Source organism: Paenibacillus sp. 1-8, assembly GCF_056316205.1.
This window is the reverse complement of record NZ_CM149995.1, coordinates 789,113-813,121: the sequence shown is the minus strand read 5'-3', so window position 1 is coordinate 813,121 and position 24,009 is coordinate 789,113. Positions and strand designations below refer to the sequence as shown.

At 45.8% G+C, this 24,009-nt stretch carries 26 protein-coding genes; 9 read left to right on the top strand and 17 right to left on the bottom strand.

What is annotated here, in order from left to right; genetic code table 11:
* Window positions 1-54: 54 nt before the first annotated feature.
* The 6 genes from AC0WRU_RS03735 to AC0WRU_RS03710 form a co-directional block, all read right to left on the bottom strand.
* Entirely contained in the window at window positions 55-1,143 is a 1,089-nt protein-coding gene (locus AC0WRU_RS03735) for a site-2 protease family protein (RefSeq protein ID WP_476127276.1), read from the bottom strand.
* Window positions 1,144-1,217: 74 nt separating this feature from the next.
* Entirely contained in the window at window positions 1,218-1,490 is a 273-nt protein-coding gene (locus AC0WRU_RS03730; protein WP_476127275.1) for a hypothetical protein, read from the bottom strand.
* Window positions 1,491-1,553: 63 nt separating this feature from the next.
* Complete coding sequence (locus AC0WRU_RS03725) at window positions 1,554-2,834, bottom strand: Tle-like phospholipase domain-containing protein (RefSeq protein ID WP_476127274.1); 1,281 nt, start codon at window positions 2,832-2,834, stop codon at window positions 1,554-1,556.
* A 36-nt stretch (window positions 2,835-2,870) separates the two neighbouring features.
* Window positions 2,871-3,146, bottom strand: a complete 276-nt coding sequence (locus AC0WRU_RS03720; RefSeq protein ID WP_476127273.1) for a hypothetical protein — start codon at window positions 3,144-3,146, stop codon at window positions 2,871-2,873.
* A 228-nt stretch (window positions 3,147-3,374) separates the two neighbouring features.
* Entirely contained in the window at window positions 3,375-3,740 is a 366-nt protein-coding gene (locus tag AC0WRU_RS03715; RefSeq protein WP_476127271.1) for a hypothetical protein, read from the bottom strand.
* 341 nt (window positions 3,741-4,081) lie between these two features.
* Window positions 4,082-4,486 carry a hypothetical protein gene (locus AC0WRU_RS03710; RefSeq protein ID WP_476127270.1) on the bottom strand — a complete coding sequence of 135 codons (405 nt, stop codon included), beginning with the start codon at window positions 4,484-4,486 and terminating at the stop codon, window positions 4,082-4,084.
* A gap of 247 nt (window positions 4,487-4,733) precedes the next feature.
* Between AC0WRU_RS03710 and AC0WRU_RS03705 the strand changes: the two genes are divergently transcribed.
* Window positions 4,734-8,096 carry a DEAD/DEAH box helicase gene (locus AC0WRU_RS03705; protein ID WP_476127269.1) on the top strand — a complete coding sequence of 1,121 codons (3,363 nt, stop codon included), beginning with the start codon at window positions 4,734-4,736 and terminating at the stop codon, window positions 8,094-8,096.
* Between the two features lie 527 nt (window positions 8,097-8,623).
* Window positions 8,624-9,079: a MarR family winged helix-turn-helix transcriptional regulator gene (locus AC0WRU_RS03700; protein WP_476127267.1), complete on the top strand. Its 456-nt coding sequence runs from the start codon at window positions 8,624-8,626 to the stop codon at window positions 9,077-9,079.
* 94 nt (window positions 9,080-9,173) lie between these two features.
* Here AC0WRU_RS03700 and AC0WRU_RS03695 read toward each other — a convergent pair whose 3' ends face one another.
* The 3 genes from AC0WRU_RS03695 to AC0WRU_RS03685 all read right to left on the bottom strand — a co-directional run bounded on the left by AC0WRU_RS03695 (window position 9,174) and on the right by AC0WRU_RS03685 (window position 11,363).
* Entirely contained in the window at window positions 9,174-10,118 is a 945-nt protein-coding gene (locus tag AC0WRU_RS03695) for a ring-cleaving dioxygenase (protein WP_476127266.1), read from the bottom strand.
* 40 nt (window positions 10,119-10,158) lie between these two features.
* Window positions 10,159-10,785: a nitroreductase family protein gene (locus AC0WRU_RS03690; RefSeq protein WP_476127265.1), complete on the bottom strand. Its 627-nt coding sequence runs from the start codon at window positions 10,783-10,785 to the stop codon at window positions 10,159-10,161.
* Between the two features lie 206 nt (window positions 10,786-10,991).
* On the bottom strand, window positions 10,992-11,363 hold the full coding sequence (locus AC0WRU_RS03685; protein ID WP_476127264.1) for an MmcQ/YjbR family DNA-binding protein: 372 nt from the start codon (window positions 11,361-11,363) through the stop codon (window positions 10,992-10,994).
* Window positions 11,364-11,824: 461 nt separating this feature from the next.
* Between AC0WRU_RS03685 and panB the strand changes: the two genes are divergently transcribed.
* Together panB and AC0WRU_RS03675 are read left to right on the top strand one after the other, a co-directional pair.
* Entirely contained in the window at window positions 11,825-12,697 is an 873-nt protein-coding gene (gene panB / locus AC0WRU_RS03680; RefSeq protein WP_476127262.1) for a 3-methyl-2-oxobutanoate hydroxymethyltransferase, read from the top strand.
* Window positions 12,697-13,620, top strand: coding sequence for a ketopantoate reductase family protein (locus AC0WRU_RS03675; protein WP_476128554.1), 924 nt, complete (start codon window positions 12,697-12,699; stop codon window positions 13,618-13,620). The genes panB and AC0WRU_RS03675 overlap by 1 nt, the downstream gene beginning before the upstream one ends.
* Window positions 13,621-13,711: 91 nt before the next feature.
* On the opposite strand, the gene AC0WRU_RS03670 is transcribed toward AC0WRU_RS03675, so the two are convergent.
* A complete protein-coding gene (locus AC0WRU_RS03670; protein ID WP_476128553.1) occupies window positions 13,712-14,272 on the bottom strand; it encodes an NADPH-dependent FMN reductase in 561 nt (186 codons plus the stop codon).
* Between the two features lie 72 nt (window positions 14,273-14,344).
* Here AC0WRU_RS03670 and AC0WRU_RS03665 point away from each other — a divergent pair, with 72 nt between their 5' ends.
* Entirely contained in the window at window positions 14,345-14,491 is a 147-nt protein-coding gene (locus AC0WRU_RS03665) for a hypothetical protein (RefSeq protein ID WP_476127261.1), read from the top strand.
* Between the two features lie 115 nt (window positions 14,492-14,606).
* Here AC0WRU_RS03665 and AC0WRU_RS03660 read toward each other — a convergent pair whose 3' ends face one another.
* The 6 genes from AC0WRU_RS03660 to AC0WRU_RS03635 form a co-directional block, all read right to left on the bottom strand.
* A complete protein-coding gene (locus AC0WRU_RS03660) occupies window positions 14,607-15,614 on the bottom strand; it encodes an AI-2E family transporter (RefSeq protein WP_476127260.1) in 1,008 nt (335 codons plus the stop codon).
* Between the two features lie 55 nt (window positions 15,615-15,669).
* Window positions 15,670-16,086: a phosphate-starvation-inducible protein PsiE gene (gene psiE / locus AC0WRU_RS03655; RefSeq protein WP_476127259.1), complete on the bottom strand. Its 417-nt coding sequence runs from the start codon at window positions 16,084-16,086 to the stop codon at window positions 15,670-15,672.
* Window positions 16,087-16,172: 86 nt separating this feature from the next.
* Window positions 16,173-16,349 carry a DedA family protein gene (locus AC0WRU_RS03650; protein WP_476127258.1) on the bottom strand — a complete coding sequence of 59 codons (177 nt, stop codon included), beginning with the start codon at window positions 16,347-16,349 and terminating at the stop codon, window positions 16,173-16,175.
* A 21-nt stretch (window positions 16,350-16,370) separates the two neighbouring features.
* Window positions 16,371-16,880, bottom strand: a complete 510-nt coding sequence (gene pssA, locus AC0WRU_RS03645) for a CDP-diacylglycerol--serine O-phosphatidyltransferase (RefSeq protein WP_476127257.1) — start codon at window positions 16,878-16,880, stop codon at window positions 16,371-16,373.
* 24 nt (window positions 16,881-16,904) lie between these two features.
* On the bottom strand, window positions 16,905-18,674 hold the full coding sequence (locus tag AC0WRU_RS03640) for a sensor histidine kinase (protein ID WP_476127256.1): 1,770 nt from the start codon (window positions 18,672-18,674) through the stop codon (window positions 16,905-16,907).
* Entirely contained in the window at window positions 18,671-19,351 is a 681-nt protein-coding gene (locus tag AC0WRU_RS03635; RefSeq protein ID WP_025684347.1) for a response regulator transcription factor, read from the bottom strand. The genes AC0WRU_RS03640 and AC0WRU_RS03635 overlap by 4 nt, the downstream gene beginning before the upstream one ends.
* 195 nt (window positions 19,352-19,546) lie before the next feature.
* Between AC0WRU_RS03635 and AC0WRU_RS03630 the strand changes: the two genes are divergently transcribed.
* Together AC0WRU_RS03630 and AC0WRU_RS03625 are read left to right on the top strand one after the other, a co-directional pair.
* Complete coding sequence (locus tag AC0WRU_RS03630; RefSeq protein ID WP_476127255.1) at window positions 19,547-20,890, top strand: glycoside hydrolase family 30 protein; 1,344 nt, start codon at window positions 19,547-19,549, stop codon at window positions 20,888-20,890.
* A gap of 150 nt (window positions 20,891-21,040) precedes the next feature.
* Window positions 21,041-21,430, top strand: coding sequence for a winged helix-turn-helix transcriptional regulator (locus AC0WRU_RS03625; RefSeq protein ID WP_476127254.1), 390 nt, complete (start codon window positions 21,041-21,043; stop codon window positions 21,428-21,430).
* Window positions 21,431-21,504: 74 nt separating this feature from the next.
* On the opposite strand, the gene AC0WRU_RS03620 is transcribed toward AC0WRU_RS03625, so the two are convergent.
* Window positions 21,505-21,972 carry an Lrp/AsnC family transcriptional regulator gene (locus AC0WRU_RS03620; RefSeq protein WP_476127253.1) on the bottom strand — a complete coding sequence of 156 codons (468 nt, stop codon included), beginning with the start codon at window positions 21,970-21,972 and terminating at the stop codon, window positions 21,505-21,507.
* Window positions 21,973-22,144: 172 nt separating this feature from the next.
* Between AC0WRU_RS03620 and AC0WRU_RS03615 the strand changes: the two genes are divergently transcribed.
* Both AC0WRU_RS03615 and AC0WRU_RS03610 read left to right on the top strand, forming a co-directional pair.
* On the top strand, window positions 22,145-22,342 hold the full coding sequence (locus AC0WRU_RS03615; RefSeq protein WP_476127252.1) for a hypothetical protein: 198 nt from the start codon (window positions 22,145-22,147) through the stop codon (window positions 22,340-22,342).
* Complete coding sequence (locus tag AC0WRU_RS03610; protein ID WP_476127251.1) at window positions 22,339-23,847, top strand: MFS transporter; 1,509 nt, start codon at window positions 22,339-22,341, stop codon at window positions 23,845-23,847. The genes AC0WRU_RS03615 and AC0WRU_RS03610 overlap by 4 nt, the downstream gene beginning before the upstream one ends.
* The last annotated feature ends 162 nt before the right edge of the window (window positions 23,848-24,009 follow it).

Sequence of the window (24,009 nt, the reverse complement as noted above, 5' to 3'; positions counted from 1 at the left end):
AAAAAGGCGCGGTCTGAAAATATCAGATACCGCGCCTTTTTACACCTCAAGATCTCACAGCCTTACATCCCCTATATGCTGGTGTACCACATACATCATTCCCATCAAAAACAAGGCCAGCCCCAAATAACCGATCCCAAATTTCCAGCGTGATGACGTGGGTACTTCGTAATATTTATCATTTTCAAACGGAATGTAATCCATCTCACACAACAATTTAAGCTGATACGCATCCGGTGTCGGGATATGCTCCACGCCATTCAGCCATACATGCTGGACAAGACACTGCTGTGGCAGCAAAAGCGTCTGCTCCACATCAAGACTTTCCATATACACCGTCACATATTGCTGCCCTTCCAGATCCGAGTAGGTATTAAAGGATAGTCTACGAGTATGCTCCGGTCCGGGCAGTGGGTATCCTTGCTCATAAAGATGCTGTACGTTAACCAGCGGCTTTAGCAATAGAGATTGGACCTTGACCTCTCCTTTATTGCGTTTCACATATTTTTTGTACAAATCGTAGGCAAAAAACGCCCATATCAAGAAAAATAAAAAGGATTTTAAATATACTACTACTACAATTCCACCCAATAGGCCCACCAGCCACAGCCAACGCGTCACTGCCGTGGAAATCCGTCCTCCGTCGAGCGGATGAATCGGCAGTAGGTTGATCAGGTTCAGGAAAAAGCCGACATACGCCAGCGCATACAACAGGGGACTGTCTGTTGCATAGGCTCCTGCGTATACCACCATAGCACCAACCGTGCCCAGTAACGGGCCGCCCATCGCCACATACGCCTCTGTTTGCGCATCCAACGGATGCCGTTTCATCGTAATCAGCGCACCCAGAAAAGGGATGAACAACGGTGCCGACACCGGAAGTCCTTTGCGCTTGGCAGCCCATACATGCCCTAGTTCATGCACAAACAATAGCAACACGAATCCGACCGCAAATCCCCACGGGTAAATGATCGCATATGTGCCAATCGTTATCGCCATAGATATCAGCACACCGCCGAATTTACCGAATTTCAAAAGAGCCAGCAACGACTTCCCTTTCAAAAGAAGCAGCGCCGCCGCACTGCCTAGATACCATTTGGATGAGCCGGATTTGGAATTAGCCTTTTTATCTTCTTTTTGCAAAAGCGTCCGCCTCCTTTCTCTACACCTCCATTGTATCCTGCTCTGTACAGCTTGTAAAAACTTCCTTGCTTCAATTAGTGTACAGCATCCGTCCGCTTCATCAATTCAACGTACTGAATTAACTCTGCCTTTTGCTGCTCCAAGATACGAATTCTGTTCGCTAACCCGGCAAAAAAAGCTTCGATCTGGTCCCTGATCACATTAGCCGAATGCCCTCTCCATTCATGCAGATGACCATACAACACGCGCGCCGCTTGTTCATCTGTGCGAAGCTGAGCGAGCAGCCATGTCAGCTCTTTTTCCGCAAGTAATAACTCTTCCAGTTCGACCCGTATTTGTCCGTTCAAATCACTGTCCGCCTCCTATGTATCCTACTGACCATAAAATATATAAACATTATCAGTACCTTGTTACGAGCCGCTGTCAGCTTGAATAAATTGCTCTATCTTGTGCTGAAGGTAATACAGAAATTCATTCGTATGTTGCAAATACCATTGGCTAAATTCTGTCATTGAGGAATCAAGCTGCGTTACAATCGGCTGTAATCGGCGGCTTTGACTTGTATGCATGTAGCGGGAAAGTCTTACACTGACACGCTGAAAATCTGCATCGCATTGTTGCGCGTTCGCCTTCCATTTTTCGGCTACAGCGAGTAAATGCTCCGGCATGACCTGAATCGTACCCGCAGAAGCAGATGTAGCTGCCGTTACCAGCGCTGCCTTTTGAAATTGAGTTAAGGTCTGTCCTAATTGATGTATCCAGCCGTCCACCGTATCCATCAGGTTGAAGTCAGATGGAATGCGCGGAGATTCCGTGATACGTTCGCCTGTTACGGGATCGTACAGCGGATTAGATACATAACCATTCTCATCAAACTTATAATACTCAAGGGAGTGATAGTAAGGTCCGCCCAACGTGTTGTCAATTTGCTCTTTTAACCCTATGCCGTCATTAGCCGTTTGATAATTACTGTTGATATGGTAAGAAGATCCTACGTGAAGATCGTATCCTCCCCCAATAAAGCTGGCTATCATATCACCTGGATGAAGGAAATTCGTAATTTGATGGTCAAATTCGCCTTTTTCTGCTTTATCCCTGTATTCTGGCGTCAAGCTGGAAATAACCGAAGGCGCACTGAATGTAACAGCACTCAACCCCGTGTAAGCTGCTGCATATTGTGCATTTCCTCCTCCCAGCGAATGTCCAGTTAGCGAGAAGTTATAGTTCTTGTATTTGCTTTGTAAATCCTTCGCATAGTCCTCTGCCTGATAGAACTGGTTTGAGCTACCGAACAAAGCCTTATCTACACTCTTTTCTTTTTCCCCCATCCAGTTGTTGAACGCCGTGAACCCTAACTCGTCGTCCATTTTCTTCATATTCTCGTTGTAAGCATCCGAATGAATATTTAAACTACCATGAACTTTTCGGTTAATTTCAGGAAGTGCGAGGGTCGCATCGTTATACAAATCCTGTGGATCATCCGTTTCCGTCCCACGATAGGCAATGACAGCCTGTTTCGTTTCTTCGTTATAGAATGTAGTGGCCGCTAATCCTGAGTCTTCACGATTAACAGAATCCAGTACCCTCCAGCCAGGGAGTTCATCTACGTCTGTATCTGATTCCCATTCATCATAAGACAATTCGGACATTATTCTATAGGTCTCGTCATCAACAAGAGGTGTAACAGCCATTGAAAGTAGTCCCCTTTCTCGTATTAAAGAATACAGCTATTTATTTCCTTCACTTTTTCCTGATAAGACCTTCTTTAGTTCAGGACTTATCATAAAATTGGAAGTTTCCTGTGTTTTATAATCTACGGAAATTCCAAAGGTCTGTTCCTCATGGCCCACAACATTGCCCTTAAAATTCACTTTAAATACTACATAAGCCGGCATTTTTTTCGCATAAGTGATTTCTACATCGAGACCATATTTGTCTTTCATATGTTCAATTGCCGTAGCCTTCGCTTTACTAATGAGTTCAGCATCTTCATCTTTATTCACCTTTTGGCATCCTCCCAATATTAAAATTAGAGCTATCAACACCATCATTCCTTTTAGATATCGGTGGCCGATTCTAATCATCCCTTTCATATGCACAACGTCCTATCTTATATCCACAAAATCCCTTTTATGAATTGTACCTTTTCTCTATGGAAACAAACAATACGCCTTTAGGCTTAAGACATGATTAAGCCCACAGCATCAAAGTAATTTATAAAATCTACGTACTTAGCTGAATAGTTCCAGTTCATCAATAAAATTATCCATATTCTTCAATAATAATTCACTTTTGTCCATCGTTACAACGTTGATCTCCTTTAGCTCATGTCGTATCCCTTCTTTGTATAGAACCTTCTCTAGTTCAGAACTAATTATGAAATCCGAAGTTTTCTGAGTTTTATAATCAACAGAAATATCAAAAGTCTGTCCTTTCTGTCCCTTTACATTTCCTTTAAAGTTTATTGAATAAGCTACATATGTTGGTAACTTATGTTCATAGGTAATTTCTACATCAAGACCATATTTATCTTTCATATGCTTAATTGCCGTAGCCTTGGCTTTACTGATCAGTTCAGCATCTTCATCTGTATTCACCTTTTGACATCCTCCGAGTATTAAAATTAGAGCTATCAACACCATCATCCCTTTTAGATATCGGTAGCCGATTCTAATCATCCCTTTCATATGCACAACGTCTCATCTTATATCCATAAAATCCCTTTTGTGAATTGTACCTTTTCTCTACGGAAACAAACAATACGCCTTTAGGCTTAAGACATGATTAAGTCCACAGCATCAAAAGGATGTAGAAAATCCACGTTCTTAGCTGAATAGTTTTAGCTCGTCAATAAAATCATCCATATTTTTCAATAATAATTCCCGATGTGTCCCATTATATTTGCTCGTAACTTGAAGCTAAGGTAAAATTACTTGTCTCATAAATTTATATTCGTATAGGTTCCATTTTCGATAAGGACTTTTTCTAATTCAGAATTTATACCAAGACCAGAGACTTTTTGATTAGTATAATCTACAGAAATAGAAAACTCTTGTTTTTCATGGTCAATAACATGACCCCTTAGGCTAATTTCACTGTTTACATAGGTTGGCATTTTTTTCGCATACGTAACTTCAACGTCAAGTTTGTATTTCTCCTTTAAATATTGAACAGCCGTAGCTTTCACTTTACTGATCAATTCAGCATCTTCATCTTTATTTACCTTTTGGCATCCTGCCAGTATAAAAATGAGGACTACACCCAACATTATTCCCTTTACAAATCTGCCACAGCTAATTTTAATCACCTTTTCCACAACGAAGTCATCTTGATCTATATCCACCAAACTCTTTCTCTTCCCATAAATTGTATCGTTAGTTCCCCTGTTCATTCAATAAGCTTTTAGACATAGAACTCATTTCATCCTATAGCAATAAAATGGAAAAGTATTTCCACCCGTATAGTTGATTAGTTTCATTTCTCGCATAATATTATCCATATATTTCAATAACCATCCGCATGTGTCCACGATCACGCCTGTTCTGTTATCATAAAAGAAAACGGAATGACTCAGGAAAGGATTGCGAACCATGAGCTTTGAACTTACCCGACGGGTCATTAGACAGCTATGCAGTCAAGCCGCTTATGACGACGGGGACGCCTATTATCGGGCCAAAAGAGTGGCCTTTACGCAAATAGATCATGATGATGGTGTGTATGAGGCTACGGTCAAAGGCAGTCGCTTTTATGCCGTTGCCGCTATGATCCGCCCCAACGGCCGTATCCGCGCGGAATGCACCTGTAACACATTTCAGACCACCGGACAGTATTGTAAGCATATTGCCGCTGTTCTCATTAACGCCCATGAAATGCTGCACGGAAAAAGCCTGTCTGTGCGTTCTTATGCTTCCAGACTCCATTCCGGCATGACCCCGGATTCAGTAGAAGGAACTGAAGCAGACGGAATCTATACCACTACCGATGCTCAGTATGATTACGCCCAGACCACACGATTCTCTGGCATCACGCAAAGTGACCTCCAACTGACCGACAGTATGCTAAAGCTATTCAGCAGCAAGAAGCCGCTACGCAGCACCCCTACCCTGCTGGATACCCGCGCTGTTCTGGATTTTCAGTTTGTGATTCGGCCCTTTGCCTACGGTTATCAGAAGTACATGTTTGGCATAGAGATGAAAGCCGGACCCAAACGATTGTATATCGTCCAGAAAATCCGTCCGTTTCTCGACAGCATTGATCATGGCGACAGCTACATGTTTACGAGAAACTTTTCATACGAGCCTCAGTTATACCGATTTCGGCTTGAACATGATGCCATTCTCCAGCAGTTGGTTCAGGTTCGCCGCAATGAGCGGATGATCCGGGAAACCTCGGGTACGTATTCGTCCTCTGGCAGCCATATGAGTGGAGAACGGATGCTGCTCATTCCACCTGCGGCCTGGGAAAAGCTGCTCCCCTTGCTGGCAGCAGCACAGGGCGTCCAGTTTGAGATTCACGGAAACACAACCGAGGGTATTCCTCAGTCGGACAACATGCTGCCGCTGCAATTTGATTTCGATAAGGCCGAGACTGAAACCGAAGGCTACCAGCTAAGCATTCAGGGACTGACTGATCTCACCATTATGGAGGACTACGGCATCGTCATTGCCGATGGCAAGCTCGTAAAGCAGAAGGACGATCCGCTGCGACGTCTGTCCGAGCTAAAACGGATGGTGGAGGTCCACCACAAGCGAAAAATTCAGATTGCACCGGAACAGATGGAGTCTTTTATGGACAAGGTCGTCCCCGGGTTGACGAAGCTCGGACGTGTCCATATGACACGATCTGTCTCTGAGCGGGTGACACAGCAACCATTGAAGGCGAAGCTATATCTGGATCGGGTAAGAGACAAGCTGCTGGCAGGACTTGAGTTCCAATACGGGGAGATCATCGTGAACCCGCTGGAAACCGACGAGCGGAAGCCTGACAACGAGCGTATTCTGATACGGGACGGGGAGCAGGAACAACAGATTTTGGATCTGATGGAGCATAGCTCCTTCGCCAAGACAGACAGTGGATATGTTATGGAAGATGAGGATGCGGAATATGATTTTCTGTATCATACCCTGCCACAGCTGGAAAAGCTGGTACAGGTGTATGCGACAGGTGCCGTTAAATCGAAAATAAACAACACCCTGCCCACCCCGAAGGTACGAGTAGAGCTAGACGAACGTACCGATTGGCTTGAGTTTACATTTGATATCGAGGGCATTCCGGAGTTGGAAATCCGCAAGCTGCTGAAATCACTGGAGGAAAAGCAAAGATATCACCGCTTGCCGAATGGCGCTTTGCTACCGCTGGAAACAGAGGAATACAAGGAACTGATCCGGTTCATGAACGAAACGGGAATTCGCAAAAGCGACCTGGATGCCGCACAAATTCGCATACCCGTTACGCAAGGACTGTATTTAATAGATCCCCACGATCAAGGGAAGAACCTGACGCTGGGCAAAACGTTTCGCCAACTGCTGGAGAATATACGCAATCCCGATCATCTCGACTTTCCAGTACCCGATACACTCACTCCGATCCTGAGGGATTATCAGGTCTATGGCTTTCAATGGCTCAAGACGTTGGCGCATTACCGTTTCGGGGGCATTTTGGCTGATGATATGGGACTGGGCAAAACGCTGCAAAGTATCGCCTTCCTCGTCTCTGTGTTGCCGGAAGTCCGCAATCAGCAGCTTCCAGCCATGATCGTGTCCCCTGCGTCACTGGTGTACAACTGGCGAAATGAGCTGGAGAAATTTGCACCGCATATCCGCGTCGCTATTGCAGACGGTAACGCGGATGAGCGCAGTCGAATCATCAGGGATGCTGCCCAGTATGATGTCATCATCACCTCCTATCCTCTGCTGCGTCGGGATACGGACTTGTACGGCAAGCTATCGTTCCACACGCTGATTCTGGACGAGGCGCAGGCATTCAAGAACCATGCCACCCAAACGGCACAGAGTGTGAAGGATGTAAAAGCCCGTTATCGTTTTGCCCTTACTGGAACGCCGGTGGAAAATACACTGGAAGAGCTATGGTCCATCTTCGATGTTGTATTTCCCGAGCTATTTCCCGGTGGAAAAAGAGCATTTCACAATCTCACCCGGGATGTGATCGCCAAGCGGGTACGTCCATTTCTGCTGCGCCGCCTCAAGAGCGACGTTCTGAAGGAGCTGCCGGAAAAAATCGAATCCGTTCAGGTGTCGCGGCTCCTGCCGGATCAGAAGAAGCTGTATACGGCCTATCTGGCCAAGCTCCAGCATGAGACATTAAAGCATCTGAATGAGGAAGGCTTCCAGAAAAACAGGATCAAGATCCTTGCGGGTCTGACCCGGCTTCGCCAGCTCTGCTGTCATCCGGGCTTGTTCATCGAGGGCTACACCGGAAGCTCAGCCAAGTTTGAGCAGTTGCTTGAGATCGTTACGGAATGCCTTAGTTCAGGCAAGCGGATGCTCATCTTTTCACAATTCACGACGATGCTTCAATTGATCGGACGTGAGCTTGCTCAGGAAGGAGTGCCCTACTTTTATCTGGACGGGCAGACTCCTGCTTTGGAACGTGTAGAGCTGTGCAGCCGTTTTAATGAAGGAGAACGCGATCTGTTCCTGATTTCTCTGAAAGCAGGAGGAACCGGCCTGAATCTCACCGGAGCAGATACCGTCATTTTGTATGATCTGTGGTGGAATCCCGCTGTAGAGGAGCAGGCTGCCAATCGCGCCCACCGGATGGGCCAGAAAAAAGTCGTGCAGGTGATTCGTCTCGTCGCGCAAGGTACGGTAGAGGACAAGATGTATGAATTACAGCAAAAAAAGAAAAATCTCATCGACCAGGTCATCCAGCCTGGACAAGAAACCCTTTCGGCACTGACTGAGCTGGAGATTCGTGAGCTGTTAATGATCTAGGCAGCGTTATTTTTCATAGAAGAGACTTCTGGATCATACGGCCTGGCGCTGAAAGGATTCTATGTTCTCATGTTTCTTTCAAGATCAAAAATAAACCTGCACATCGCCATGTGGTTCATACGGTCGTGCAGGTTATTTTTTGTGATCAGACAAACCACCCGGCCAGTAATGACCGTCCCTCTTTCTTCACAATCCCTCCAACCTGAAATGACTGGGGATATTTTTCAATATTCAAACCATAACCAGAGTCCGTGAAATGGTACATTCCACGGACCTTGCATAGTTGAGTATAGTGGATTAATTTGAATGATGCTGTACATTAACAACGTGGGTTCGTAAATGTTCTTGTTGTTGAAGCTCCCCAAAAAACCTTATTTATATAAGAATTTAGATAATCCATAATTACTTGTTCGATGCAACCATATTTATTTGTATTGTACAACTATAAAATTTCATATCAATCATTTATTTAAAATTATAACTATTCCAACATTCTGATGAACCACCACATTAAGGAGGAACTTATAATGAACCATCCTCTTCATGATTCTCACAGGAATAAAGCAGTGGAGCTTATTGAGTATGAGTTAACAACATTTATACGCCGCGCAGTATACATTGATCAGTCTGAGCACAAAATCGGCACTTTGGAGCGCGCCACGTATCTGCTATTGAGGCAGCTCATGGAGTATGGCCCCACTCGTGTAAAAACGCTCGCAGATATGTTTCTGCTCGATATTTCTACCGTCAGCAGACAAACGGCCGCATTGGAAACCAAGGGACTGATTCGCCGTCTATCCGACCCTTCGGACGGGCGCGTCAGCCTATTTGAAATCTCGGAGCTGGGTAAGAAACTGTTGCTGAAAGACAAGAAAATGAGAGTAGCCCGGTATTGCGAAATGCTGGAGAGCTGGACATATGAGGAGCAGGAAAAATTCGGGGAGCTGTTAGTACGGCTGAACAAAACCTACATTGAGGGATAACCCCATACAGATGTCATAAAGCAAGATGTCACTGAAAAAAGTCCAAAACAAAAGGTCCAATTGCGGTAGAAGCACCCCGCAATTGGACCTTTTGTTAATCCTGCTTCAATACTCTAACTTCAATGGGAACCAGATTAGACTCAATCACGGAACGCTGAGGCTCAAACCACTCTGGCAGCATCAGCTTGTGCCCCAATTCGTTCAGCTCCTCATCCACGGTAAAGCCGGGTGGATCGGTCGCAATCTCGAACAAAATACCACCTTGCTCCCGGAAGTATACAGCATTGAAGTATTGCCGATCCACAATGCCGCTTGTCCCAAAGCCATGCTGGCGAACCGTTTCGTCCCACACCTGATGTTCTGCATCATCCTGCGCACGCCAGGCGATATGGTGAACTGTACCCGCGCCGCCGTTACCCCACGGCACATCTTTTACTGGAATGTCGATCAGGTTGCCCAAATCTCCAGTCGCCTGATAACGGATGTAACCCACATCTTCACCAATGGGAGTCATACCCAGAACGTTCTCCAGCACACCTTGCGTATGCTTGGAATTAGCACTGAACAGCACTGCGCCGCCAAAGCCCTTGATCGCTTTATCCGCTGGTACGCCGCCTGCCGTCCACGTGTTGGTCGGGCCTTCTTCCCGCTCCACCAGCTCCAGACGCAAGCCTTCATTATCCTGAAACTGAATAAATGATTCGCCGAAACGAGCTGATTTTGTGAAGGATACCTTCAAGCTGTGCAGGCGATTTTCCCAATAATCCAGGGTACCCGGCGGCACTACATACGTTGTAATTCCTACCTGCCCGCCTCCGAGCTTGCCCTTGCGTGTACCCGGAGCCGGAAAAAAGGTAATGATCGTTCCCGGGCTGCCTCCTTCATTGCCAAAATACAAATGATATACTTCAGGAGCATCAAAATTAATCGTCTTTTTAATCAATCTCAACCCAAGCACGCCTGCGTAAAAATCAACATTGCCCTGCGGGTCTGCTGCAAAGGACGTAATATGGTGAATCCCTGCGGTTTTCAATGACATGTTCAATCACTCCTTTGGATAGTCTCATATATTATAAAATTCAAAATGCGTTGTAGCTGACAAATTGGCCCACCGGCTTGCGGTATCCACGCCCACGCTGACCTGATACATCTTCTTTACCCAAGGTAATCAGCATCACAGGCACGAAATTTTCCGGAATATTCAATACTTCCTGTACCTTCTCCGGGTCAAAACCGATCATCGGGCAAGTGTCCCAGCCTTTGTCCTTGGCAATCAACATGAACTGCATGGCAGACAGGCTGGCATTGCGGATCGCTTCTTCTCTTTGGAAGACAGGTCCACGCTCGCGATAGAACTGGGTTACCGATTCCACCGTACTGTCATATTCCTGTTTGCTCAGGATGCCCAGATTCAGAAAGCCTTCATTATATTCAGCTACTTTTGTATAAGCCTCTGTATCCCCGAGCACCACAATTGCGGCCGAAGACGTTAATATTTTATACTGCTTACTTGCCTCGTCATGCAGTCTTTGTTTCATATCTGTATCCTGTACCACGATATAATGCGCATGCTGTAAATTAAAAGCCGATGGAGCAAACTTCACTATCTGGAATATCTCTTCCAGTTCTTTTGCATCTATTGTAACATCAGGAATAAATTTAGAAGCTGATCTTCTCTCTTGAATAATATTCACAAGTTCGCTCATGTTCAGTTCCACTCCTTGATATTATTTTCAAATTAACTATCTTTAAATTAAGAATATATCAATTTGTGGTTTCTGTCAAGTAAAACTATAAATATGTTAAGTAAGTATGTCCTTAACTTTGTATTGCGTATGAGAAGGGTTTTAACAATGTTCTAGTACCATTAGCATCATACAAATTCTAATGGAATCATCGTCAAACACACCTTTCACAGATCAGCTGCCCGTATTCTCATCGTAATCGCTTCACGTTGCGCTTTGGTTAAGCTCTTGAAGACCAGCTCATACGAATGGTCGATCATGCTATACAAATCCTCTAATGGGAAGGTAGAATCGACCGTTACCGTGTTCCAATGCTTTTTACTTAAATGATATCCCGGCTTAATCGCCTTGTTTTGCTCACGCAGGTTTTCCGCAATGACCGGATCACATTTCAGAGATACGTGGCTAACGCCGTCCTTTTCGGTCAGGAGAGCAAACATCTTGCCCCCTACTTTCAGTACCAGCGGATCGGCACCAAATGGATAATCCTTAGCAGCCTCTTTTTTGCTCAGACCATACGTTACAATTTGCTCGTACATTAGCCTTCTCTCCTCTACTCTAGTCATCGCCCTATGAATCTATTTGTGCCCTATTATATCACCTTCATGCTCTTCAAATACATCACGTCCATGCTACATTAAGGTATCTGTGCCAAAAGGACTCTGTAGTCACCTTGAGCAAAGGCTCCCTGTGGACAGGTCCGTGAGCTCGTGCGGTTCCTAAAGATTTAATGTTATGCAAGAACCCTATATTTTGGTATACTTCCGTGAGAGGCTGTATCGAAAAAATCGAACGGTACTCTGGTTTAGTGTAATTCAATATGTAGATGTGTGAGCCTATGGAGGTGAACTCGTTGGATTTTGCTCTGACCCGCAAGGACCGAGACAAAAGAACGGTCGCAAATTGACTCTTTTTTTGCCTTTCGGACCTTTTCAGCGATGTGCTGAAAGGTTTTTTTTGTGATCTAAAATACAAGGCAGGAAAGGATTTGAATGTAACCATGGCAACCTCGAAAGCACTTAATATTTTGCAATTGAAGAAAATGAAACAAGCAGGTTTACCTATAAGTATGATCACGGCGTATGACTATCCATCTGCTCGTTTGGCTGAGGAAGCCGGGATCGATATCATCCTTGTTGGTGATTCCGTAGGTAATGTGCTATCTAATTATAATTCGACACTGCCCGTCACTATGGACGATATGGTCTATCATACACGGTCGGTCGTGCGCGGAGCAGAACATACCTTTATTGTCGCGGATATGCCATTTATGACGTACCACGGGAGTAGTGAGGAAGCCCTTACTAATGTACGCAGGCTCATGCAAGAGGGACATGCCCATGCCGTGAAACTAGAAGGGGGAATGGAGATTTGCGACACCGTGAAGCGAATTGTTCAATCCGGCGTTCCGCTCCTGGGGCATATTGGACTTACACCACAGTCTGTGCATCAAATCGGCGGCTACTTCATTCAAGGTAAAAACTCACATGGCGCTGAGCGCCTTCTAAATGATGCCCGGGCACTGGAGCAAGCGGGGGCTTTTGCCATCGTGCTGGAACTAGTGACAGAGGAAGTAGCGGAGACCATTACCAAGGAGATATCTATTCCGGTTATTGGTATCGGTGCCGGGAGATACTGTGATGGCCAGGTTTTAGTCTACCATGACATGCTGCAATACTCCTCTCCTTATCGTGAGAAAAAGTTCGTAAAAACGTATTCGGATATAGGTACTCTGATCCGCAACAGCATCGGGCAATATGTCGAAGAAGTGAAGGATCGTTCTTTTCCGGGCGAAGAGCATGTTTTCAAGGCAGATGAGAACGTCGTAGAGCAGTTGTACGGGAATACAAAGGTAAAGGCAGGGACCATATGATGCGATTTTTGATTGTAGGTGCAGGGGCCATTGGAGGCTACTTCGGGGGACGTCTTGTTCAAAAAGGAGAAGACGTGACCTTCTTCGTACGTCCTTCCAAAAAATCTCAGTTGAAAGAGAACGGTCTGATTGTTAAAAGTGTTCATGGGGATTTCCAGACGCCAATCCACGCTATTACATATGGCGAAGCTGCCGGTCCGTTCGACTGTATTATCATTTCGGTCAAAGCGTATCATCTGCCCCAATTGCAATTCGATCTTGAGCCCTATATCGGTGATCATACCATGATTCTTCCGTTACTTAACGGTTACGAACATTTTGACTCTTTACGCAAGCAATTCGGTCCGGAAAAAGTGCTGGGCGGATTTTGTTATATCGAAACTACGCTAGGTCATGATGGTTCTGTCGTTCAGACAAGTCCATTCCACCGTATCGTCTTCGGTGAATGGAACGGAGTGCAATCAGAGCGTACACAAATACTGCTTAATCATCTCGATCATGCAGGCTTTACAGTGACACGAAGTCAGGATATCCAGCGTGAAGTTTGGCAGAAATATATATTTATTGCCAGCTTGAGTGGAATTACAACACTGATGGATGCCCCGGTTGGGACTATACTTGCCACGGCAGAGTCACGTGCTATATACGAAAAGTTGCTGCATGAGATTGTCACACTTGCTCGCAACGCAGGGATGCCGATTGATTCAGAGATGGAAGCTCATACACTGAAAACGATGGAGTCCTTACAACCAGAGATGATGTCATCCATGCAACGTGATATGTATAAAAAGCTTCCGATTGAAGCCAGTCACCTGCATGGTTCACTTCTTGCATTGGCTTCTGCCAGTAATGCCGTCTATCCCGTACTTGAAACGGTATATGCCCGATTAAAGGTATATGAGAGCTTATTGGACACCTTCTAAAATTCAAACTTTAAAATCAGTTAAAAGGGCAGCAGCAGCTTCGGAGATGAAATAAAATCTCGGACTGCCGCTGCTTTTCTTTTAACAGCTTTTACACCTGTCTCGAACAGGCTTGCTCAAGCCCCTGAAGCGATGCTAACAGTTCCTGCCTCGTTTCAAGGTTTGTAATTTCACCTTCCTGATTTAACTTCAATGTGATATGCGGAATAATGACCTTTCCTTTTTCCACAATCTCTGCATTGATCATTTGCAATGTGAGCAACAAAGAGGCATGTGCCAGATTCCCACCCATAGGAGAGGGCGACGCGCTAATAACTGCTGTAGGTTTATTTACAAATTCGCCCGAAGAAACGATCCAATCCAATGCATTTTTCAAAGTACCTGGAACACCATTCCCATATTCCGGCGTACAGATCAATACCCCATCCGCTTCTTTCAGTTGTTCCCGTAGCTCCTTTACGGAAGCTGGCCCGTCATCTACATCCAGGTCAGAATTAAAATGAGGAAGCTCACCCAATCCGTTATAGATCGTGAACATCATATTCTCCGGCGCTAACCCGATGGTAGCCTTCAATAATGCTGTATTGGAGGACTTTTGACGAAGGCTCCCCGATATAGCCAATACCTTGATTTTCTGATCCACCAATATCATCCCATTTCTTTTCAACTTGATCATATCTTTTATACTCAGTGTACTACAGATAACCAAGAAATTAAAAAATGTGTGAGGGCCAGCACTGAGGCAGGGGCACGTAACCAATTTGTGTACGGAAGATCGCCCTGGGGAACCATCATCGAGCTGATTAGCTACCCTGACGGTATTCGCTATCCGCAGGATAGCAAAGCGTCCCGTTGGACATCTCCTGATTGATGATGAGCGCAACCCTTCCTGTAAATAAAGGGACCATAAAAAAATGCCTGCGGCTTCGCAGGCATTCGTTATTTATGGATCGTAACTATACAAGGTTAGAATCTGTGGCGCTGAGTTAGGTATCCTTCTCTGCCTTGCGTTTTACCCCAATCAGATCGAGGAAGAAAACAAACAGCGGAATACCTACAATCAAGCCCCAAATTCCAATCAGATGTTCAGAGAAAATCAATACGACAAAGGTAAAGAATATCGGTAAATTGGTTTTGGAAGACATCAGCTTCGGATTTAGGAAATAGGCTTCAATCGCATGTATAACTACAATCAGAATAACCAGGTAAATGACATATTGAATGCCGCCGACACTGAAAGCAATCAGACCGAGCGGCGCCAGCGAGATAAACACACCTGCTACCGGGACCAATCCCAACACGAATATGATGAGCGCAAGACCCAGCAGATTAGGAAAGCCCATAATCCAGAGCGCAATCGTAGTCAATATACAGTTAATCAGTGAAATCAGCAGTTGAGCCTCCAGCACCTTCCCGAACGTGTCCAGGAACATACGACCAAAATGGCCCACTTCCTTGAAAAACCAGCCCAGCTTGCTATCTACAAACGTTGCTGTAAAGCGTGTAATATAGGATTTTTCCATCAGGAAGAATAAGCTCAAAATAATCGAAACCAGCAGTTGTGTTCCCAATTGGCTGACCTTCATTACTGCATTCAAGCCCGGCTCAAACAGCCGCTGGACATTCAGCGTATCCATAAATTCGATGATCGTTTCGTTCCATTGATTCAGATCAGGGTACATATACGCTTGCTGAATCATGAGATACACCTGCTTGACCTGTACGCTGATGAGCGGCACCATTCGGTAAACGCCCCACACCATAATCAGAATTAGCAGCCCATACACCAGTAGCAGCACGATCATTGACGGCACATTGACGAACCGCTTGACCAGCTTATTCACTCCGTTATATATACTGCCGATCAGGATCGTAAGCAGCAGTGTTAGCAACATAATATTCATCATGCTTCTTAACAAAAACAACACCAAAATAATTATCGCAAGGACGGCTACCCGCCTGACGCCCGCATGATTCATCCAGTTTCTTACCATTCGTCTTTATTCCCTCTCTCCCACTTGTCTGTCAACCTTGCAATCTTCCCCAGCATCAACTTTCTCTTTTTAACAATTTACTGTTAGCGATCAATAGAGAACCTACCATGACTAGGATAGCAATAGACCACCAGAATGTATTTTTAGCATCATCATGATCTACAATAATGAGCCTGATGACGGCCGTGATCCCAATATAGATGAAATAACGTAATGGAAAATGAAAATTGGTTTTAAAGTACTTAACTATTAATGCAATGAATTCAAAATACAAGAAGAACACAAGCAACTCTTCCGTGAATTCATAGTAATTTTTGTCGGCCTCTGTATACAAAAAAACATAGGAAAAGATGGACCATGTTTCTTTCAGCAGCAAGAAGCTTAAAATCAGCCCGACCAGAAACAGCGAAACATTTAAGATCATTTGCAGAAAACCAGGTAATTTTTCAATATGCTTCATAAAAGCGTTCACTACAGATCCCCTCACTGGTTGTACAGTTTCTTTATTATATTATCGGCGGAATTCATGAAAAATGCTACATTACTTTTGGTGTAACCTTATTGAAAGTGTATATTTGCTCCGGTAACATAACCAATCGAAGTAAAAATAAGGGTCCATACGAGAGAGCCTGCGCTTGCCACCAGCATATATTTTCGAACAGGCATTGCGCTAATCCCGGACAAATAGCTTGTCGCATGCCTGACTCCCGGAATCATGCTCATGGCCCATTCCATAGGGTGCCACCTCCTGATCGGTTATTTTTTGAAAGACGGGAACGGGATACGGCTAACCATCAGGAAAGACAGCACTACCATGAGCCCAAGCAATAATTCGGGTCGCAAATGCTCACTCCATAAAAACATAAAGGACAAAATCACACCCGCAGCCGTAATGGGCATGCCTACGAAGCCTTTACTAAAAGCCAACAGATTGAATCTTGCCAGCCTTACCGCACCGCATATCACAAACAAAACAGCCACAAGCGGCCCCATCCAATGTGTACCTCCCAGTTGGTAGAACAAGGTCAAGAAAGCAGGGGCAACGCCAAATGAGACTACATCCGCCAGCGAATCGAGCTGCTTGCCAAATTCACTGGAGCAATGCAGCAGCCTTGCCAGCAAACCGTCCAGCACATCCCACAAGGCAGCCACCATAATCAGAATAAAAGCGGTCGCATATTGTTCATGAATCGTGTAAAACAGGGATAGTACCCCTGCCCCCAGATTTGCAATCGTGCATAGTGAGGGCAACCAATTCCATTTCATACTGCTTGCCTCCTTTGCCATAGCTTAACCTCCGAATATGACGACAAAACGAACGCCATCCTTGGTATTCTCCGCCATATAGCGGAAATCGTGCAAATCTAAAATCCGTTTGACGATCGACAGTCCCAGTCCGGTTCCCCCTGTCTGACGGCTGCGTGAAAGCTCGGCCCGGTAAAAGCGTTCCCAAATTTGCTCCAGCTGATCGTCGGGAATCGTTTCCCCTTTATTTTCAATGGAAAAGGTATTGATTTCCCCGGAGCCTTCGATACGGATCGTAATCGAACTTCCTTCCTCGGCATGCCGGATGGCATTCATGACGAAGTTGAAAATCACTTGCTCCAGCCATCCGACATCGGCGTGAATCGGCAGCTCATTAGCAGGGATAATGACCACTTCCAGATGCTTTTCCTTTAACAGATGGAACAGCTTGTCCACGACTTCCTCCACCAGCTCGCTCAGTATAAAGGTCGTTTTGCGAAGCTTGAGGGTACCGGATTCCAGCTTGGCGAGGTCCAGCATATCCTTGACCAGTCGCTCCATTTTGTCCGCTTCCTCCACAATCACCTTGATATAGTGGTCCTGCTTCCCGGCACTAACGCCATCCTGTAGCCCTTCTGCGAAGCCTTTAACAATACTAAGCGGGGTCTTCAGCTCATGAGAGGCGTTGGCAAAAAAGTCCTGCTGCACAGCCTCCATCCTCTGTTTCTGCTCCATGTCCTCAACCAGTTGCTGGTTAGCCTCCTGAAGCTCGCGCAAAGCGGTGTCCAGGTTCTGGGACAGGGTATACATGCTGTAGGACAGGCTGCCCAGCTCATCATTTTGCCGAATCGGTGTATGGGCTGTAAAATCGAGCTTAGCCATCCGTTTGGCAGTATTGTTCAAGGCAATGAGCGGACGGGTCACCATTCGGGAATAGAACAAGGACAAAATAAGAATCAGGGCAAAACCCCCGATGCCCAGGTACAGATAGAACCAGCGCAGAGCTTCATTCGTCTCGCTGATTTCCTGCAACGATGTCACTGTGAACAGCAGGTCGATCTCTCCGGAGTTTTGTCGTACAGGATGGACAATGACCGCATTACGCACGCCCGTCCAAGGCTCCGTCCATTCTTCCTCCAGCACTTCAAAATTCTTGAGCTTCTCCAAATGGGTCTGCGACAAAGGAAACCATTCCTCCAGCGCACTAAACAGCAGTCCTTGCCGCTGGCTCCAGGTTTTCAGATCCGGCAGCACAATTTCTGTCACCGTACCGGACAACCTTACACTGCCCTCTTTGCTCGTCTCTTCCGATGTCGTTCCTATATGTTTGGAGCCAGGCTTTTGAATGCCCGACGGATAAATGAAATTGGCGGAAGAGATGCCATCGGATTCCAACACTTCACCTTCAACGGTTAACGTGTCACCCGGCTGAATCCGGGCCGCCCTCAGCTCATCTCCGAACTGGTTCATAAACAGAGACAACGATATTTTAAGGATCTGTCCGTCTGCTTTTCTGAGATTGATATGGAACGGGTCATCCAGCTTGACTTTGCCGTCCGGCGTTACAATCGCCAGCTGGTTCTTATTCTGAAGCATAAAGCGAGCTGCCTCTCGCGAAACCCTGCCCGATCCCCAAGCCTCATTGACATAACTTTGACCGAAGCTTTGCAAACGGCTTTCTACACGACCAATCTTCTGTTGCTGATAAAAATTTTCAAAAAACAGAAATTGACTTAAAATCACCATGCCGTAAAAACAAAGAAAAAATACAACGGTCATAATGAACAACTTAAAGGTAACTCCCCGTTTGTTCATTCTTCCTCCTCAAACCTGTAGCCTGTACCAAAAACGGTCCGGATATGGCGTGATTCACGGCCCAGCTTGCTTCTCAGCTTTTTGATATGCGTATCCACGACCCGCGTGTCTCCTTCAAAGTCGATCCCCCACACCCGGCTAAGTATCGCATCCCGTGAAATGACCATACCTTTGTTATGTATAAGCAGCCGTAGCAGCTCATACTCCTTGGGCGTCAGCTCGACTTCCGCCTGATCCACCTCAAGCCGATGAGCCATCGTATTGAGAATGGCCGTGCCGAACCGCAGGACATGCGACTCAGGCAACACATGGCCCTCAACCCGTTTCATCAGCGCGTTCGCGCGGGCGATCAGCACCTTGGGGCTAAAAGGCTTGGTAACGTAGTCATCTGCTCCCAGCTCAAAGCCCAATATTTTATCATCTTCACCGGATTTGGCGGTCAGCAAAATGATCGGCACCCCGGAACGGCTGCGAACCTGACGGCATACCTCCCAACCATCCAGCTCCGGCATCATAATATCGAGTATGATCAGGTCGGGCTGCACCGAATCAAACCAGATTAGCGCATCTTTTCCATTGCCCGCTTCATAGACTTCCCAATTATTCTGCTTAAAATAATCCGCAATGACTTCACGGATACGTATTTCATCCTCCACAAGAAGAACCCTTTTATTCAATCGACTTCCCTCTTTCGGTCATTCTAGGACAACAGCATACCAAAGACATGTGTTCTTTATGTGTTCTTGGCACCTCTTATCAGCAGAATCTACCTTGGATTAGGGCAAATTTGTCTTGGCTCAGACCATCTCATCTCCTATGATCCTACCCTATAATAAGAAGAGATACAAAAAGCGTTAACAGGAGGGTAATATATGAGCAATCAGACCATTCAGTGGTTTTCCACTTCCAAAGCTAAAGCTTGGCAATCCCGATCTCATCATCCTAGCAAAACCCAAGAGCCTGCCAACCTGACCATTACGGGGGAAACGTATCAGCTTGTCGAAGGCTTTGGCGGCTGTTTTAATGAACTGGGCTATGTAGCCTTGAACCATTTGGAGAGCGACGAACGGGAGCAGGTGCTTCATTCTCTCTTCCACCCGGAGGGCGAGCACAAATTCGCGATTTGCCGACTCCCTATTGGAGCCAGTGACTACGCGCTGGAATGGTACAGTCATAATGAAATGGATGGCGACGTGGAGATGAAGCATTTTTCCATCGAGCGTGATCAGCAGTATCTCATTCCTTTCATTCGGGAAGCGTTACAACTTAACCCGGACTTGAAGCTGTTCGCTTCACCCTGGAGCCCGCCGACATGGATGAAATCGCCCAAGGCTTACAATTACGGCACATTGCGCTGGGAAAAGGATATTTTGAAAGCGTATGCATTATACTTCGTCAAATTTGTGCAGGCTTACCGTGAGGCAGGCATTACGATTCATCAGGTCCATGTTCAAAATGAAGTCATTGCCGATCAAAAATTTCCTTCCTGTGTATGGACTGGTGAACAGCTTCGCGAATTTATTCGCGACTATTTAGGCCCTGCCTTCGAGGAACACGGACTAGATACGGAAATTTGGCTGGGTACCATTAACGCCCCCGATCCGTGGGAAGAATTAATGAAGAAGACTTCGACCGGATTCGATGAATATGCCCATACCGTGCTGAGTGACCCGGAGGCCTACAAATATATTAAAGGCGTGGGCTATCAGTGGGCAGGCAAAAACGCTATCCAGCGCACCGTGGCCAGCTATCCCGAGCTTCGTTACATGCAGACAGAAAATGAGTGCGGGAACGGAGAAAATTCCTGGGACTACGCCAAATATGTATATAACCTGTACCAGCACTACTTCACCAATGGTGTGAACGCTTATATTTACTGGAACATGGTTTTGGAGCCGAAAGGCAAGAGCACATGGGGATGGGAGCAAAATTCGATGATCACCGTTGACCCGGCAGATCGTAAGCGTACCCTGAACCCGGAATATTACGTGATGAAGCACTTTTCTCATTTTGTATTGCCGGGTGCGAGACGCACTGGACTCCGTGGATCATGGACGGGAAATGCCGTCGCTTTCCACAATGCTGACGGACAAACGATAGTGGTCATTGCCAATCCATTCCACAAATCGCGTGTGCTGAATCTGTCCGCTGGAGAGGCTACGCATCATTTCGAGCTGGAGCCGGAATCATTTAACACCATCGTCATTCCTTCTTAACCGTCGTAGCTTTCCCAACACATAACTTTACGCGCCGCTGACCAGCCCATCCGTATCCAAAAGTATGGTTAGTTTCCAAAATGGATGTATCCCCTTTTGCGTATAGTAGTCATAAACAGTATACTTGGAGTAACTACGGGCAGGAGGTTGATGAACATCACTACTGTAAAAGACCGGATTGATTTGAAGCTGATTAATTGTGATAAGGAATTGACCCTCGCCGTCATCGGCGGAAAATGGAAGCTGATTATTTTATGGCATCTCGGCTTGGAAGGCACCAAGCGGTTCGGTGAACTGAAGAAGCTGATCCCCCACATTACGCAAAAAATGCTGACTAACCAGCTGCGCGAGCTGGAGGAGGATAAACTCATTCTTCGTAAAGTCTATCCTGTCGTCCCTCCGCATGTGGAATACTCACTGACTGAGCATGGCGAAAGCCTGATTCCGGTACTGAGAGCGATGTACGATTGGGGATCAAACTATCGCGAGAACGTAATTCGGAAAGAAGAAGGAGCGATTCAGGACGTAACGCCCGTTTAATCAGCTTAACTATATATTTTTATGATGAAGACAATCCCGGGGGTATCGATATCCGGGGTTGTCTTTTTTCATCCTTAATCTTTTTCTAAATGAGCAGCTCCACTTGCTTCTTCCAGAGAATGAATGAGAAGTCTATGATCGATTGGTGACGACATGACAAGCAGGCTCGTGTAGGTTCCATACTTATCACACTGGTTGCTAAACTCTTCGAGGGTGCGCGTCGAGCTGGTCACTACTTTTAATAAATAACTGTGTTCTCCGCTTATACGGTGGCACTCGGCAACATGTGGAGATGTATGGACAAAATCAAGAAATGCATGGCAATCTCTAGTCCGAAACAATATATAGGCTGCCGTATCCTTTCCTATTTTTTCAGGAGAGATGATAGTACGATACTCCTTGATAACCCCTTTTTCTTCCATTCGTTTAACTCGTTCTGTTACAGCAGGTTGGGACAAACCCACGCATTTCCCTAGCTCCGTCATTGAAATTCTTGCCTGACTTTGAAGATAAAAGAGGATTTGTTTGTCTATATGATCCACTTTGAATGCTCTCCTTTAAATTTAACGTTTTTATGAGAAATTCATTTAATTACTTTGTATAATCATCATAATGGATTGATTGCGTTATGTAAAATGAATGATTTAGATTATATAATAAAACTCACATCGATAAGGTGAACCAAACATGAAAAGATAGAGAGGATGGCTGCCATTGAGCAAATACGTTTTGAATAAGGTAGGAACAGTAGCAGATTTAGAAGTACATATTGAAGAGGCCATTGATCGTACAATGGACGAAAAAAGGCTGGTTGGTGCTGGTGTACGAGTTGCGCTTAATGAGGCGCAATATTATAGTTACGCTGCCGGATGTCCAGACCGTGAACAAAAGTCTGGAGGGACCTCTCAGTGAGCCTCTCCTTCTCCCGCAAAAATATAATTGCATTGGCTGCTATATGTTTGTCCGCATTGATGTTCGGCCTCGAAATTTCCAGTGTGCCAGTGATACTGCCAACTTTGGAAAAAGTATTGCATGGCGATCTTAAGGATATGCAATGGATTATGAACGCTTACACCATTGCATGTGCCACAGTTCTGATGGCTGTTGGAACGCTGGCTGACCGGTATGGAAGGAGGCGTATTTTTATTATCAGCCTCGTCTTGTTCGGTATTACATCCTTGATTTGTGGCTTGGCGCAAAGCACATCGGTTCTGATCATCAGTCGGTTTCTTCAAGGGGTGGGTGCTGGTGCGATGCAGATTTGCCAGGTAGCAATTCTTTCACATCGGTTTCAGGAAGGACAAGAACGCAGCAAAGCCTTTGGCATATGGGGGATCGTGTTCGGTATCGGCCTCGGTTTTGGACCTATCATCGGCGGCATGATCGTGGCCGTATTGAACTGGCATTGGGTTTTCCTGGTCCACGTTCCGTTGACCATCCTCACTTTGATTCTTGTTTTCGGTGGCATAGAGGAGTCCAGAGATCCGCAGGTGAAAAAGCTGGACATTATCGGCATTATCACGCTTTCGTTGACAGTTTTTGGCCTTGCATACTTTATCACGCAAGGGCCGGAACTCGGCTTTACCAGCAGAGCATCCATCAGCATCCTTGTTGCAGTAGCAATAAGTTTCATTGTTTTTCTATTTGCGGAAAAGCTCAGCGCCCATCCGATGTTTGACTTTTCCGTATTCAAGATACGTAATTTCTCCGGCGCTCTCCTTGGCTCCATCGGCATGAACTTCAGTTTCTGGCCGTTCATGATCTATCTGCCGATCTATTTCCAGAGTGGCCTGGGTTACGGCATCGTAGCCGCCGGGCTGTCTCTCTTGGCTTATGCGCTGCCCACCTTGTTAATTCCGCCTCTGGCAGAGCGTTTTTCGCTCCGCTATCAGCCGCGTATAGTCATTCCATCAGGTCTGTTCATCCTCGGTATGGGCTTCATTTTGATGAAATATGGCAGCGGCAGCGATCACGCCAGTTGGTTAACCATGCTCCCTGGCTCCTTGTTGGCTGGTATTGGGCTTGGCTTAACCAACACGCCTGTGACCAACACGACCACCGGCTCTGTTCCGAGTGCCCGTGCAGGTATGGCTTCCGGTATAGAAACGAGTGCCAGATTTATCAGTCTAGCCATCAACATCGCTGTGATGGGATTCATCTTGCAGGAAGGTATTCTGTCTTATTTGAAGGGTGCCCTTTCCGGGACTCTCAATGCAGTGCAATTGCGGTCTGTGGCCGAAAAAATAGCCGCCGGAAATACTGAGAGTTTGCCAGAACTCTCCTCTCTGGATGCGTCTGGAGCCGTCGTCCATGCAGCGCTTGTGCACGGCTTTGGCTTGATAATGCTCTACGGCGGTATTGGTGTCTGGGTTCTAGCCGCGATCAGTTTTATGATTTTTGGACCTAAGAGAGCATAAAGACAATCCCGGGGATATCCGGGGTTGTCTTTTTATCAATATAAAGGACTATCGGCAAGATAATAAAAGAAACGGATGCAAGTATCCGTTTTCATGAGTAATAAAAGTCGGTTTTCGTTACTTATCCTTATTTTGAGCCCTTGTTTGTGATTTACATTACAT